Raw genomic sequence first — 13,618 nt, 5'->3', positions numbered from 1 at the left:
CTCCCTCAATCAATGAATGACATCATCTATTCATTTCAAATTTTTGTCTTTCCAGAAGAGCTCTTTCTGTAATTTCATCAGCATTCGATTGTTCCTCACGATACCAATTAATAAAAAGTTTCCCGAGGACTACAACGTAAATCAATTCCTGTATGATTTTCATCACGATACCGCCTAATTGCTGATCGTATACAGTCGGCATATTCGTAAACAATTCAGGTCCAGAAATCGATAAGCCAGCCAAAGTTCCCGCAGGCACACAGAGCGCCATTGCCTTTAGCCATGCTTCCCCACTGCTATATGTTTCATATACCGGTACATCAACAAAAATGATTAAGGCACAGGCAGGCGTCACGAGAAGTGCACTTAAAATGACGTATCCGATTTTCTTCAATCCATGTAATTGAGGATGACTTTCCAATGTATTCACAATCGGCCACCATAACACTAAGGCAGCTAAAAACACAGTAATAGTAAAGATTGAATGTAAAAATACGCTCAATTTAATAGTATCCAAAATCGTTGGATAGTGGTACATGGAAAATGCAAGTGTGAAAATCAGCAAGCTAATAATCGGCTTAGTTAGAAGTCTAACAGTTTTATCAATGATTTTTACACTGAATACCTTTTTCCAGATAAAATTTGGAATCCCGATAATCATTAACGGGGCAACCGCTAATAGCAGAAGCGCCATTTGCGACATATGTACGGAAAATAGTATATGTCCAATCAAGTCCATCGGAGAACCTTTGACGATGTAAAGAAGCACCATAGAAGCTATGAAATAACTTATTTCTCTTTTGGTTACAGGCTCCGTCCCTTCAAACCAGTGTCGCCATTTTTTGGTCAACAGAAAATATAATACGACGAGCAGTACGACCGTTATGAAAAAGTAGGGACTCCATAATGCTCGAAACCCAAATATGCTGAAAGGCATCATTGCCATCGCTCCTTTATGTGTATCTTCACCTATTATAAAACGAACATAGCGCGAACACAATGAACGAACAATGACATTCCTCAAATTTAGAAGAAAAAGCCTGTGGAAAAATCCACAGGCTTTTCGTAATTGATTACCACCAAACGATGGTAACGAATGTTAACGGGATCAGGAAGCCTAAAAGAGCTCCTGTGAACATGAACATTTGAGGAACGCCATGTCCTTTTTCATTCATATGCATGAAATAATACAGTTGCAAAGCGACTTGAACAGCCGCGAAAAGCATTACCATCGGAATGATGAAATACTTGGAGAACCCTGCAACTCCGGCTTGATAAGCGACAACCATCGAAAATGAAACAAGTGTCAGGAAGATCATTAGCGAAAACATCATGACCTGACTTCGCATCGATTGCTTCGCACGTCTTTGTGCGAGTTTTTGCTCGGCCGGTGTCCGTTTGTAAACTTGGATGTCTGCCATCTTAACCTATCACTCCCATCAAGTAGACTACAGTGAAGATGAATACCCAAACAACGTCGATAAAGTGCCAGTACAATGAGAATGTATAGTACTTCGTTGCATTGTAAAGGTTCAGACCGCGTTTTGCATTACGGAAAATCAACAATGTAATCCACACTAGACCTACAGCAACGTGGAAACCATGTGTTCCGACAAGCGTATAGAACGCGGAACTGAAGGCACTGTTGTTAAATGTGAAGCCAAGTTGTGCATAATGCGAGAACTCATACACTTCAAGGATCAGGAAGCCAAGTCCTAAAAATGCTGTAACGGCAAGCCATAACTGCATTTTCTTAAAGTTATAGTTACGCAGATGATACATAGCGAACACACTCGTTAACGAGGATGTCAAAAGCAACATCGTCATAACAAATACGAGCGGCAATTCATAAAGTTCTTGTGTCGAGAATCCAAAACCGCTAGGACCTGAGTTTTTCAACGCAACATATGTTGCGAACAACGTAGCGAAAAGAATTGTCTCTCCACCAAGGAACAACCAGAAACCAACAAACTTGTTTTTCGCTTCAAGCGTCGCCCTTTCCGGATGGTCGGGCCAAGTTTCAGGGGTGAATTTTTTGTTCAAATCCATTAGTTTTGACCCCCTTTACGTTTCATATCACGGAGAATCTCTTCTTTTTTAACATAGTATCCAGTGTCATCTTTCAATGAACGTGCTGCCATGCAAACAAATGTAAAGAATAGACCGAAGATCAGAACAGGTAGACCCCATTCAGTTTCAGTACGATACATCGCACCAAACCCTGCAATGAAAAGTCCAAGTGTCATAAGGAACGGAATGAAAGATCCGTTCGGCATATGAATATCTTTGATCGGTTCAGCTGGTGTAATCCCTGATTCATTGCCTTCCATCTTCTCGATGTAGACTGTATCTAGTCCACGTACGAGTGGAGTTGCAGCAAAGTTGTAGTAAACCGGCGGAGACTCGATGGCCCATTCAAGCGTACGTCCATCACCCCATGGGTCGTTTCCAACTCTAACATTCTTGACGGAAGTAATAATGACGTTGATCACGAGTACAATAACACCGATCGCCATCATAAACGCACCGATTGTACTAATTAAGTTTGCCAAGTTCCATCCTTGACCGTCCATGAACGTCCAAACACGGCGTGGCATTCCCCAGAATCCAAGCCAGTGCTGAATAAGGAATGTCATATGGAAACCTAGGAAGAAGAACCAAAACGTTACTTTACCAAGTGTTTCATTTAACATTGTACCGAACATTTTTGGCCACCAGTAATGAGTTGCGGCCAAGATTGCGAATACAACACCACCGACAATAACGTAGTGGAAGTGAGCTACGATGAAATAAGAGTCGTGCAATTGATAGTCAAGCGGAGCCGCACCTTGCATGACACCCGTTACCCCACCCATTGTAAAGGATGGAATGAAACCAAGTGCATAAAGCATCGGAGTCGTGACTTTGATGCTTCCGCCCCACATGGTCAATAGCCAGTTGAAGATCTTAACTCCTGTCGGAACGGCAATCGCCATTGTAGCAACGGCAAAGATTGCGTTCGCTGTCGGTCCTAGACCTACTGTGAACATATGGTGAGCCCAAACCATGAATCCTAAGAAACCAATCAAAATAGTCGCGAACACCATTGATGAGTATCCGAAGAGGCGCTTACGGGCAAATACCGGGAAGATCTCCGAGAATATACCGAAAGCAGGCAAAATTAGAATATAAACTTCAGGGTGACCGAAAATCCAGAAAATATGCTCCCAAATAATCGTGTTACCACCCATCGTATGATCAAAGAAGTTACCTCCGAACATCCGGTCAAACGTCAAGAAGAATAGACCGACAGTTAGTGGAGGGAAAGCGAACAAAATCATCGCAGACGCTACGAATGTCGTCCATGTAAACAAAGGCATACGCATGTACGTCATACCTGGCGCACGCATATTAATGATCGTTACGAGGAAGTTAATCCCCGCCATTAACGTACCGCCCCCTGCAATTTGAAGCCCGATTGCATAGAAGTCAATACCATGGCCTTCCGAAGCAATTGCAAGTGATGCGTAAGAAGTCCATCCTGCATCCGGAACTTGACCTACTAACCAAGAGATGTTAAGGAATACTCCACCAAAGAAGAACATCCAGAATCCTAATGAGTTAACAAATGGGAACGCAACGTCACGTGCACCAATTTGCAAAGGCATGATGGCGTTCATAAAACCAAATAATAAAGGCATGGCCGCAAGGAAGATCATCGTCGTTCCGTGCATTGTAATCAAGTCATTGAATAGTCCCGCACTAACGAAATCGTTATTTGGCTTATGAAGCTGCCAACGAATTAACATCGCTTCAATACCGCCGAGCACGAAGAAGAATCCGCCCCCAAGGAAGTAAAGGATTCCGATCTTCTTATGGTCGACTGTAGTCAGCCAGTCCCATAGCGTTGCGCCAAAACCCTTTTTTTGAGCAACTGAACTCACTTTGTTACCTCCTTCTCAAAATCACAAAAGATTATTTTTCAACTGATAATCCCATTAAGTACTCAGCCAATGCATCCAATTCCTGATCGGAAAGCTGATCGGCAAATCCAGGCATCTTATTGCCAGGTTTATATTTTTGTGGATATTTGATCCATTCGATCAAATCTTCCTTTGTATGATCCATAAATCCTGCAACGCGGTTACGATCCCCGAATGTTGCCAAGTTAGGTCCGACCGCTCCGGTTTCACCTACACCTGAAGTCGCGTGACAACCGATACAGCTTTGTTGGAATACTTCCTCGCCTTGAGGATTTGCAACAACTTGATTATCGGCGGATGCCTGCATTGCAGTTACCCAATTGTCAAATTCGGCACGTGGCATCGTTTTCACTTTGAAGTCCATCAAAGCATGTGAAGGACCACAAAGCTCAGCACATTTACCATAGAATACACCGTCTTTTAAATCTTTGGAGTCTTTCTCGAATACTAAGTAGAATTTGTTTACGTTCTCTACGTTCGTATCAAGTTTTCCACCTACTGCCGGAATCCAGAATGAGTGTTTCACGTCGGCAGCAATCAAATTGAAGTAAACCTTTTCATCCATAGGAACTACTAATTCCTGAGCGGTAACAATACCAAGTTCTGGATATTCAAACTCCCACCAGTATAGTTTCGCTGTTACATCAATAACTAGATTTTCTGCATTCCCATCGTCATCCACAGCACCCATCGCTGATACGTCGCCAAGTTTATATGTATAATAAACTGTCGGAACAGCGAGTAGTAAGATTAATAGAATCGGAATAACGGTCCAAATAAGCTCTAATTTATGGCTTCCTTCGACCTGCTCTGGAATATGATCTTCACCTAATCTTGAACGTCTGAAACGGACTAACGCGATTAAGTAAATTGCTACAACAACGATAATGACGAGCAACATTATCCCTGACGACAATAATAGCAAGTTGAACTGGTCTTGACCTACTTGTCCTGCAGGCAAAAGAGTTGAAAGTTCCTCTTGTCCACACCCTGCAAGGAATACTGTTAGTACAGCCAATAGTGAAAAGAGACGCCATTTTTTGAGTCCTTTCATCATCGCTAACTAATACCTCTCTTTCTAAAAAAAATATTTTCTTAACGAGGACTGTTGACCTCTCTATAATGAATTCCTGTAATAAAGAAAGAATTCCATCAGTTAGATGAATATCGAGAAAATGATCATTGCGACAAAGAGGATCGTCATGTAATTCAAGGAGAAGATGAACATGGACGTCGCCCACTTCAAATCGTCCTTCACTTTAAATCCTTTTATCGACAAATATAACCAACCAATATTCAAGACAGTTGCAAGTACAATAAATATAATTCCTAGTTCTTGAAGAAGGAATGGCAAGGGGAACAAAAGTAGAACCCAGCCTAAAATTGACTTCTTCGTTCTTTCAAAACCTTTCACTACTGGAAGCATCGGTATATTGGCTGCCCGATATTCTTCCGTCCTACGCATCGCCAACGCATAAAAATGTGGTGGTTGCCATGCAAACATAATGAGGAACAGTGCCCATGCACCCATTCCAAGAGATGGTTCTACAGCCGCCCAACCGATCAATGGTGGAATTGCTCCAGAAATGCTGCCTACAACCGTATTGCTGACATGCTTTCTTTTAGACCACATTGAATAGAGTACAACATAGCTGAACACACCTGCAAGTCCCCATAGCCCTGCCGCCGGTGATGCCGCAAATAACATCACTTCGCCTAAGATAATGAAAGTGAATGCCAGTGCCAAGACAGCCGGTGCTGTAAATCTGCCGGTGACCGTTGGACGTGATTTCGTTCTCGACATGATAGGATCGATATCCCGATCAATGAGATTGTTCAAAGCCGCTGAGCCCGCGATGATCAATCCGGTACCGAATAGTCCATAGAAAAGTAAATCCAAGTTGCCAATGAAACTAGTACCAGTGAATTGAAATGCTAGAAACAGACCGGTGAATGTCGTTATCAAGTTCGAATTCACTATGCCAATTTTTATAAGTGCTAAAAAATCCTTCATTATGGAAGTCGATCCGATATCCGGTTCAACGGATGTAGAAATCGCTCGACCGTTTGACATATGTACCCTCCTTTCAAGGATGTCGGCAAGGACCGCTATACTTAACTATATCGAATTTCGGTAATGATTTCTATATATAAACCGAATTTCACACGATATGTGAAGTATATTTGTCATTATGAATTTGTTCGCCGTATCTATAGTAAATCATTTCCCTATGCCTTTTGTGAAGTTAAAGGGTCTTTTTTATGAACAATTTGTGAAAAAGCTCATCATAAAGCCCATTTCGGTCAAATTGCGTTGTTTTTTCGTCTATTTTTCGCTATCATCAACAAACGGGGTCTTTTTTCATAACGGTCATCATTTCTTAAAGTAGGTGTCTTGTTTGCGATATAATAAATATTTAAAATGGTTCGGAGTCGCTTCTACGATCGGGATGTTGCTCATTCTTTTAGGCGGGGCACTCGTTACAAAGACTGACAGCGGGATGGGATGCGGGAGGCATTGGCCGGGGTGTAACGGTCAATTGATACCGGATGAAATCACGGCCGAAGTGTTGATTGAATTCTCACATCGTGTCGTGACTGGAACTGTCGGTATATTAATTGTCATCCTTGCGGTTTGGTCTTGGAAAGCAATTGGACACAAAAGGGAAACGAAACTACTATCAATTCTAGCAATATTCTTTTTGGTTTTGCAGGCACTCATCGGTGCGGCACAGGTGCTTTGGGGACAAGGTGATTTTATCCTTGCACTCCATTTCGGAATTTCGCTCATTTCCTTTGCATCCGTATTACTGCTTACATTACTCATCTTTGAAGTCGATCAAAAATTTGATGCAGATAGGCTTTCAATAGGCAAGACTTTAAGATTCCATACGATTGGTGTCACAATCTACTCTTATTTCGTAGTGTACACGGGGGCTCTAGTCCGCCATACCGAATCAGAATTGAGCTGTACCGACTGGCCGATGTGTAAAAACGGCGACTTTTCGCTACCCTCCAACTTCTGGGAGTGGGTGCAGATGAGTCATCGGACTGCCGCTGCGTTGATTTTCATTTGGCTAGGAATTATTGCAATCCATGCAATACGGCATTATAAAAATCAGAGAGTCATTTATTGGGGATGGATCATCGCTTTCATTCTCGTATTGTTACAAGTATTAGCAGGTGCAGCAGTCATTATGACACGTTTGAATCTTTATGTCGCCTTGGCTCACTCATTATTCGTTATTCTTTTGTTTGGGCTATTGACGTATATGGTGCTACTCGTTTCCAGAAGCAAGTATCATAAGTAAATATAAAATGAAAGCACCCGTTTGAATTTCAAACGGGTGCTTTTTTAAATCAATGTTCGAGTTCCAGTAGGAGATCACCTGTGGATATCGCATCGCCTGAAGATACATGAATTTCTTTGACGATTCCGTCGAATGGCGCTTGGATCGTCGTTTCCATCTTCATTGCTTCCGTAATTAATAAATGCTCTCCCCTTCTTACCTTCGCCCCTTTTGAAACCGCTACTTGCAATACCGTTCCTGGCATTGTCGCTGCAATATGGGAATCATTTGAAGGATCCGCTTTTTGTTTACGGACTACATCTGATTGTACATTCATATCTTGTATGATGACTTCCCTCGGCTGACCATTCAGTTCGAAATAAATAATACGTGTGCCGTCTGTTTGTGGTTCGCCTATCGAAACGAGTTTGACGATCAAGGTCTTTCCTCGTTCAATTTCCACTTCTATTTCTTGGCCTAACCTCATTCCGAATAGGAATTCCGGTGTGTTGATCACCGAGATATTGCCAAATTCCTTTTTCATTGTTGCATATTCTTCGAACACTTTCGGATAGAGTGCATATGCAAGAGCGTCTTTCATCGTGGAAGAGTGTCCGAGAAGTTCTTCCGTTTTGAGGAGAAGTTCTTGGAAATCAACATCCTCAAGTAGCTCTCCTGGACGAACAGTTATAGGTTTTCTACCTTTCAAGATGACTTGCTGCAATTGCTCCGGGAATCCGCCGTACGGTTGACCGATATAGCCTTCAAAAAACTCGATGACGGATTCAGGGAAATCGATTGATTGCCCTCGTGTAATAACAGAGTTTTCATCCAAATCATTTTGCACCATGAACAACGCCATGTCACCGACTACTTTTGACGAAGGTGTTACTTTGACGACATCCCCGAAGAGCATATTTACACGGGAATACATTCTTTTCACTTCTTCCCATCTTTCACCAAGCCCTACCGCTTTTGCTTGTTGTTGCAAGTTCGAATATTGACCTCCAGGCATCTCATGAACATACACTTCCGAGTGAGGGGCTACCATACCGCTTTCGAAGTTTTGGTAATACTTCCTCACGTCCTCCCAGTAATAGGAGAGTGATTCAAGAGCATTGACGTCCGCCTTCACTTGCCGCTTGCCATATTGCAATGCATAATATAACGAGCTTGCGGATGGTTGTGACGTCAAACCAGCCATTGAACCGAGCGCTGTATCAACAATATCCACTCCGGCTTCTACCGCTTTTGCATACATATAGATGCCATTTCCGCTTGTATCATGAGAATGCAAGTGAATCGGGATATCCACTGTCGCTTTCAATTCAGATATAAGCCGATAAGCAGCCTCCGGTTTTAAAAGTCCAGCCATATCCTTCAGCGCAAGAATATGCGCTCCTGCCGATTCTAGCTCCTTTGCCATTTCCTTATAATATTGAACGGTGTATTTAGCCCGTGAATCATCTAAAATGTCACCCGTGTAGCAAAGCGCAGCTTCAGCGACTTTTCCAGCTTGACGCGTCGCATCGATGGCGACTTCCATTCCTTTGATCCAATTTAGGCTATCGAATATACGGAAAACGTCAATTCCCGATTTCGCTGACGTTTTGATGAATTCACGAATGACATTGTCCGGATAATTTGAATAGCCGACCGCATTAGCTCCGCGAAATAGCATTTGGAATAAGACGTTAGGGATTTGTTCCCGTAGCCTCGTAAGCCTTTCCCACGGGTCTTCCTTCAAGAAGCGGTAGGCGACGTCAAATGTCGCTCCTCCCCACATTTCAAAAGAGAACAAATCTGGCATGAGCCTTGCAGACTCAGCAGCAATATTCGTTATATCTGAAGTGCGGATGCGGGTTGCAAGCAATGACTGGTGTGCATCGCGGAATGTCGTATCTGTCAGAAGGACATCATCCTGTTCCTTGATCCATTGGACCAATCCTTCAGGACCGCTTTCCTCCAATATTTGCTTCGTACCGCGCGCAGGCGGTGCGAGTAAGTCTACTGCAGGTTTCCTTACCGGATGGAACACCGGTTTTGACTGCTTGCCAATACCCGGAAAACCGTTGACGGTTACATTACCTAAATAATTCAAGATTTTCGTCCCACGGTCTTTCTTTATAGGGAACTCAAACAATTCAGGTGTCGTGTCGATGAAACTAGTGTCATAATTGCCTGTCAGGAAGTTTTCATGGCGGACAACGTTTTCCAGAAACGGAATATTCGTTTTGATTCCCCTAATCCGGAATTCTTGAAGATTACGGTCCATTTTAGCCGCGGCATCCCTAAAAGAAGTACCCCATGTAGATACTTTGACGAGAAGGGAATCATAGTAAGGAGTGATGACAGCCCCTTGGAAGCCATTCCCTGCATCTAGACGTACACCGAAGCCTCCACCTGATCGGTAGACCATCAGTTTGCCTGTATCAGGCATGAAGTCGTTCAATGGATCTTCTGTTGTTACTCTCGATTGGATTGCATAACCGAAGAGTGGAATGTTCTCCTGAGCCGGTATGGCTGCTTCCCCTTCGTGAAGATTTCCCCCATTCGCAATATGAATCTGCGAATGGACAATATCAATGCCTGTCACCATTTCAGTAATTGTGTGTTCCACTTGAATACGCGGATTCACTTCGATGAAATAGAATTTTCCGTCAGCAACAAGGAATTCTACGGTCCCTGCGTTAATATAGGAAATGTTTTTCGCCAATTTGACAGCGCTTTCGCAAATGTCACGACGGAGCTGATCATCCAACGAAATGGATGGAGCGATTTCCACGACTTTCTGGTGACGACGTTGAATTGAACAATCACGTTCATACAAGTGAACTACATTGCCGTATGTATCACCTAATATTTGGACTTCAATATGTTTTGGCTTGTTGATGTACTTTTCAACATAGACTTCATCTGAACCAAAAGCAGACTTCGCTTCTGACCTCGCTCGTTCGTATGCTTCAAACACTTCTTCGGCAGAATTCACAATCCGCATACCTCTGCCGCCGCCACCTAGCGACGCTTTAATAATAATCGGGTACCCATACTTCTCACCGAATGAAGCAATTTCATTCACAGAAGTTACTGGTCCATCCGTGCCGGGAATTACTGGAATCCCTGCCTTGATCGCTTGTTCTCTAGCTTTCACTTTATCCCCGAACATTTCGAGATGCTTGGACTGAGGTCCGATGAAAATGATGCCCTCTTCTTCCAGCCTGCGCGCAAACTCCTCATTTTCTGCAAGGAAACCATATCCGGGATGGACTGCATTTGCCCCCGATAACTTCGCGATCTTGATAATCCCTTCGATATCCAAATAAGCATCGATCGGTTTCTTGCCTTCTCCGACTAAATAGGATTCATCTGCTTTGTAACGGTGGAAAGAACCCCTATCTTCCGCCGAATAAATTCCGACAGTAGGAATCTCCAATTCGGTGCACGCGCGAAAAATACGAATGGCGATCTCACCCCGGTTTGCTACGAGGATTTTCTTTATTTGACCCTTCTCCACCATAAAAGCACTTCCTTTTCTATTTATTTTTTTGATATTTATAGAACATTGACACATTCATCAATATTCCTAATGATAAAGATAACAGAACAATCGAAGTTCCGCCATAACTAATAAAAGGCAAAGGAACACCCGTTAGTGGAATAAGTCCAGTTAAACCGCCAATATTGACAAAAGTTTGAATGCCGATGACACTTCCGATTCCCGCTGCCAGCATTCGAGCCTGCGGGTCTTTCGTGCGCATGGCAATATAAAGGGCACGTAAAACAATGAACCCTAGTCCGCCGATTACGATAAAAGTTCCGAGAAGGCCTGTTTCTTCGGAAATGACAGCCATGATGACGTCTGTTTGCGGTTCTGGCAAATAGCCCATTTTTTGAATGGAGTTTCCTAGCCCAAGTCCTTTAACCCCACCAGTACCTATCGCAATGTATCCATTAGCAACTTGATAGCCTGATCCTTGTATATAATCAAAAGGATCTAAGAAGGCTAGAATACGGCCTTTCCTACTGTCTGTGAAGACGTAGTCCCTAAATAGATAAAGGATGGTTGCTATCGGAATCATAAAAAGGAATAAAATCCCGCTTAACTTTGTGAATGTCTTCAGTTTTATGCCGCTCGCTGCAATGACTGCTATAGCAGTCGTCATAATTATGAGAGATGTACCGATATCCGTCTCTAACATAATCGAACCAATCGCCAAAACGAGAAAAGTTACTGGCGGCAAGATTGATTTATTAATGGAATCAATTGTGCCAGCTTCATACTTTTTCGCAAAGACGCTTGCGAAGTAAACGATGATTACAATCTTTGCAAATTCCGAAGGTTGGATGCTTCCGAATCCCGGAACTTGAATCCAACTTTGGGCACCACCCGCCGAAAATCCAACGAAATGAACAAGTACAAGCAATACGAACATAATTGCTATCGAAAACACCATGAACTTTTTTCTTTTGTAATTCTGATACGGAAAGAATGCTGCTAATAGGAAAACAGGAATCGACACTGCAAGATTCTTCAATTGCTTTCTATAAAAATAGTCAGGCGGCCAATTATACTCGTGGACTGCCCAAACCATGCTTGCACTGTATATCATCACTAATCCGAAAAGGCAAAGTACGATATATGCTGTAAATAAAGGATAATCAAAGTTCCGTATCATTTTTTTAAAGTAATTTCCCATTAGAATTCCCTCTTAAATAAAAAACTCAAACCAGTAATGAGTTTGAGTCTTTCGTTTATTTTTTTGTATATAGCTCGTGTAAAATATTCATCTCTTTTTCAAGCAATGAAAGGATTTCCTTCCCTCTTTCACGTTCAATCAACCCAAGCTTAACAGCAAAGTCGATTTCTCTAGACAAGCCATACATTTGCGTATCCAACACTTCCTCGTAAAGCGGGCACTGAGGCATCGTCAAATTATCCATCTGTACTTTTATGAGTTGTGCAATTTTATCCGCATCAGCTTGGAGCTGCTTCAATGCTTTTTCCTGATATGTTTCCTGCAATTCAATATCCATGAGGACGCCCCCATTCACCTATTATCATTACGTGGTGATTATGAATAAATTGTATCTTTCAAGAGGCTAAATTGCAAGTGTTTCCCTTTTCAACGGATACCTAAAAATTCAATAGCTTCCCACTTTCCCTTGGAAGGGGTATACTAGTTATTATATTAAAAATGCTTAGCAATTGCTGTAGGAGGCTATTCACGTGGAGTCAATCATTACGATATCAGGCAATGTCAAACATATTATAACGCTCGATCCTACTGTTTGGATCTTTGATGACCGCAGAATCGACTTGGACACTTTCTTTTCAGGACTATATGTCGAAAAAGATAAGGATGAAGAATATAAAAGAAGCATGGGGAAACACTGGTCCCGTGAAATTATGGAAGGGGCAATTTTCCCGCCTACATTGAAAACGGAAAAGAAATTTGATCGTAAGAAAATGATGACTGGTACTTTCGGCATTTCAGTCGATCATTTCATTAAAAACGCAGAACCGGCAGAAGATGCAAAGACAATCACATTTTTGACAGCAGACGGCTCGAAGGAAACGTTCTCTCTTTCCGAAGTCGGCAACTTCCTGTTCAAGTTCAGTCAGGACGGCAAACCGTTGACAGAAGATGGACCTGCATACTTACTATTCAAAGATGGATCGAATATCGAACAACCTTTGCGAAACATCACAAGGATCGTCATCGATTAATCGTTTAGACACATCTTAAGAAGGAGTTGATGATATGCGAGTGAAATGCGTTATTTGCGATGAAATTGGACTGCTGGTAGATGATACTCCCCTCGCAAAAAAACTTAGGAATCACCCAATCAATACGTATATGTGTGAAACTTGCAACGAACGGATTACAGAGCAAACTAATTTGAGGCTCGCCTCAGGTAAATTTATTTTCTATCGAAGCTCCCACTCCGCAGAAGAAAATTTTTAACGATATAAAAAAACTCCACCAACTTACACGGTGGAGTTTTCTTTATGTTCATTCATCCTGCGCACTCTGTAAATGATCAAAATGAGCGCCGCTACTAGAAGTCCTTCTACAATCGGAAGGAAAATAGCAAAAAACGTCAACATGATGCACCCTAAAAAAAGGAAACTATAAACGACGATATTTTGCCAGAACTTTATTTTCCTAGCGAAGCCTAACTTATATACGATGGCCGACAGGATGAAAACAACAACGAACAGCAACATTCCAGTCATGGATGAAGATGTCATTTCATAAATCATTCGGACAACTGGAGACATTGCTTCAATTGTTTCTGCATCCCCGATAGTACCATTCATGTAGCACATTCCCTTCTAAACAAAGCGATTGTACGCATTCTTTT

General features: G+C 42.3%; 13 protein-coding genes. 3 read left to right on the top strand and 10 right to left on the bottom strand.

Annotated elements, in window-relative coordinates:
* Nucleotides 1–22: 22 nt before the first annotated feature.
* The 6 genes from ctaG to cyoE all read right to left on the bottom strand — a co-directional run bounded on the left by ctaG (nucleotide 23) and on the right by cyoE (nucleotide 6,036).
* Nucleotides 23–940, bottom strand: coding sequence for a cytochrome c oxidase assembly factor CtaG (gene ctaG / locus MHZ92_RS01330; RefSeq protein WP_370644549.1), 918 nt, complete (start codon nucleotides 938–940; stop codon nucleotides 23–25).
* Nucleotides 941–1,073: 133 nt separating this feature from the next.
* Entirely contained in the window at nucleotides 1,074–1,421 is a 348-nt protein-coding gene (locus MHZ92_RS01325) for a cytochrome C oxidase subunit IV family protein (protein ID WP_239429688.1), read from the bottom strand.
* 1 nt (nucleotide 1,422) lies between these two features.
* Nucleotides 1,423–2,049: a cytochrome (ubi)quinol oxidase subunit III gene (locus MHZ92_RS01320; protein ID WP_239429687.1), complete on the bottom strand. Its 627-nt coding sequence runs from the start codon at nucleotides 2,047–2,049 to the stop codon at nucleotides 1,423–1,425.
* Nucleotides 2,049–3,923: a cbb3-type cytochrome c oxidase subunit I gene (locus MHZ92_RS01315; RefSeq protein WP_239429686.1), complete on the bottom strand. Its 1,875-nt coding sequence runs from the start codon at nucleotides 3,921–3,923 to the stop codon at nucleotides 2,049–2,051. The genes MHZ92_RS01320 and MHZ92_RS01315 overlap by 1 nt, the downstream gene beginning before the upstream one ends.
* Nucleotides 3,924–3,954: 31 nt before the next feature.
* The gene (gene coxB / locus MHZ92_RS01310) at nucleotides 3,955–5,019 is read right to left on the bottom strand and encodes a cytochrome c oxidase subunit II (RefSeq protein WP_239429685.1); all 1,065 of its coding nucleotides are present in this window, start codon (nucleotides 5,017–5,019) and stop codon (nucleotides 3,955–3,957) included.
* Nucleotides 5,020–5,118: 99 nt separating this feature from the next.
* Nucleotides 5,119–6,036, bottom strand: coding sequence for a heme o synthase (gene cyoE / locus MHZ92_RS01305; protein ID WP_239429684.1), 918 nt, complete (start codon nucleotides 6,034–6,036; stop codon nucleotides 5,119–5,121).
* A 325-nt stretch (nucleotides 6,037–6,361) separates the two neighbouring features.
* Here cyoE and MHZ92_RS01300 point away from each other — a divergent pair, with 325 nt between their 5' ends.
* Nucleotides 6,362–7,273, top strand: coding sequence for a COX15/CtaA family protein (locus MHZ92_RS01300; protein WP_304649545.1), 912 nt, complete (start codon nucleotides 6,362–6,364; stop codon nucleotides 7,271–7,273).
* Nucleotides 7,274–7,322: 49 nt separating this feature from the next.
* Here MHZ92_RS01300 and pyc read toward each other — a convergent pair whose 3' ends face one another.
* From pyc to MHZ92_RS01285, 3 genes are read right to left on the bottom strand one after another with little or no spacing between them, the layout of a single operon-like run.
* Nucleotides 7,323–10,769 (bottom strand): pyruvate carboxylase, encoded by a 3,447-nt coding sequence (pyc, locus tag MHZ92_RS01295; RefSeq protein ID WP_239429683.1) that lies wholly within the window; start codon nucleotides 10,767–10,769, stop codon nucleotides 7,323–7,325.
* 16 nt (nucleotides 10,770–10,785) lie between these two features.
* Complete coding sequence (locus MHZ92_RS01290) at nucleotides 10,786–11,949, bottom strand: FtsW/RodA/SpoVE family cell cycle protein (RefSeq protein ID WP_239429682.1); 1,164 nt, start codon at nucleotides 11,947–11,949, stop codon at nucleotides 10,786–10,788.
* 55 nt (nucleotides 11,950–12,004) lie between these two features.
* A complete protein-coding gene (locus MHZ92_RS01285; RefSeq protein WP_239429681.1) occupies nucleotides 12,005–12,286 on the bottom strand; it encodes a YlaN family protein in 282 nt (93 codons plus the stop codon).
* Nucleotides 12,287–12,479: 193 nt separating this feature from the next.
* On the opposite strand from MHZ92_RS01285, the gene MHZ92_RS01280 reads away from it, so the two are divergent.
* Entirely contained in the window at nucleotides 12,480–12,980 is a 501-nt protein-coding gene (locus MHZ92_RS01280; protein WP_239429680.1) for a peptidyl-prolyl cis-trans isomerase, read from the top strand.
* Between the two features lie 34 nt (nucleotides 12,981–13,014).
* Nucleotides 13,015–13,218, top strand: coding sequence for a YlaI family protein (locus MHZ92_RS01275; RefSeq protein WP_239429679.1), 204 nt, complete (start codon nucleotides 13,015–13,017; stop codon nucleotides 13,216–13,218).
* A gap of 23 nt (nucleotides 13,219–13,241) precedes the next feature.
* Here MHZ92_RS01275 and MHZ92_RS01270 read toward each other — a convergent pair whose 3' ends face one another.
* A complete protein-coding gene (locus MHZ92_RS01270) occupies nucleotides 13,242–13,574 on the bottom strand; it encodes a YlaH-like family protein (RefSeq protein WP_239429678.1) in 333 nt (110 codons plus the stop codon).
* Nucleotides 13,575–13,618: the final 44 nt, after the last annotated feature.

It is taken from the genome of Sporosarcina sp. ACRSL (assembly GCF_022346605.1).
GTDB lineage: Bacteria > Bacillota > Bacilli > Bacillales_A > Planococcaceae > Sporosarcina.
The sequence above is the reverse complement of the archived record's forward strand: the minus strand, read 5'-3'. Positions and strand labels throughout refer to the sequence as shown.

Excerpts from the sequence above, each read along its gene's own strand:
- ctaG (WP_370644549.1), bottom strand. The coding sequence starts at position 940 with ATGATGCCTTTCAGCATATTTGGGTTTCGAGCATTATGGAGTCCCTAC.
- MHZ92_RS01325 (WP_239429688.1), bottom strand. The coding sequence starts at position 1,421 with ATGGCAGACATCCAAGTTTACAAACGGACACCGGCCGAGCAAAAACTC.
- MHZ92_RS01320 (WP_239429687.1), bottom strand. The coding sequence starts at position 2,049 with ATGGATTTGAACAAAAAATTCACCCCTGAAACTTGGCCCGACCATCCG.
- coxB (WP_239429685.1), bottom strand. The coding sequence starts at position 5,019 with ATGATGAAAGGACTCAAAAAATGGCGTCTCTTTTCACTATTGGCTGTA.
- cyoE (WP_239429684.1), bottom strand. The coding sequence starts at position 6,036 with ATGTCAAACGGTCGAGCGATTTCTACATCCGTTGAACCGGATATCGGA.
- pyc (WP_239429683.1), bottom strand. The coding sequence starts at position 10,769 with ATGGTGGAGAAGGGTCAAATAAAGAAAATCCTCGTAGCAAACCGGGGT.
- MHZ92_RS01290 (WP_239429682.1), bottom strand. The coding sequence starts at position 11,949 with ATGGGAAATTACTTTAAAAAAATGATACGGAACTTTGATTATCCTTTA.
- MHZ92_RS01285 (WP_239429681.1), bottom strand. The coding sequence starts at position 12,286 with ATGGATATTGAATTGCAGGAAACATATCAGGAAAAAGCATTGAAGCAG.
- MHZ92_RS01275 (WP_239429679.1), top strand. The coding sequence starts at position 13,015 with ATGCGAGTGAAATGCGTTATTTGCGATGAAATTGGACTGCTGGTAGAT.
- MHZ92_RS01270 (WP_239429678.1), bottom strand. The coding sequence starts at position 13,574 with ATGAATGGTACTATCGGGGATGCAGAAACAATTGAAGCAATGTCTCCA.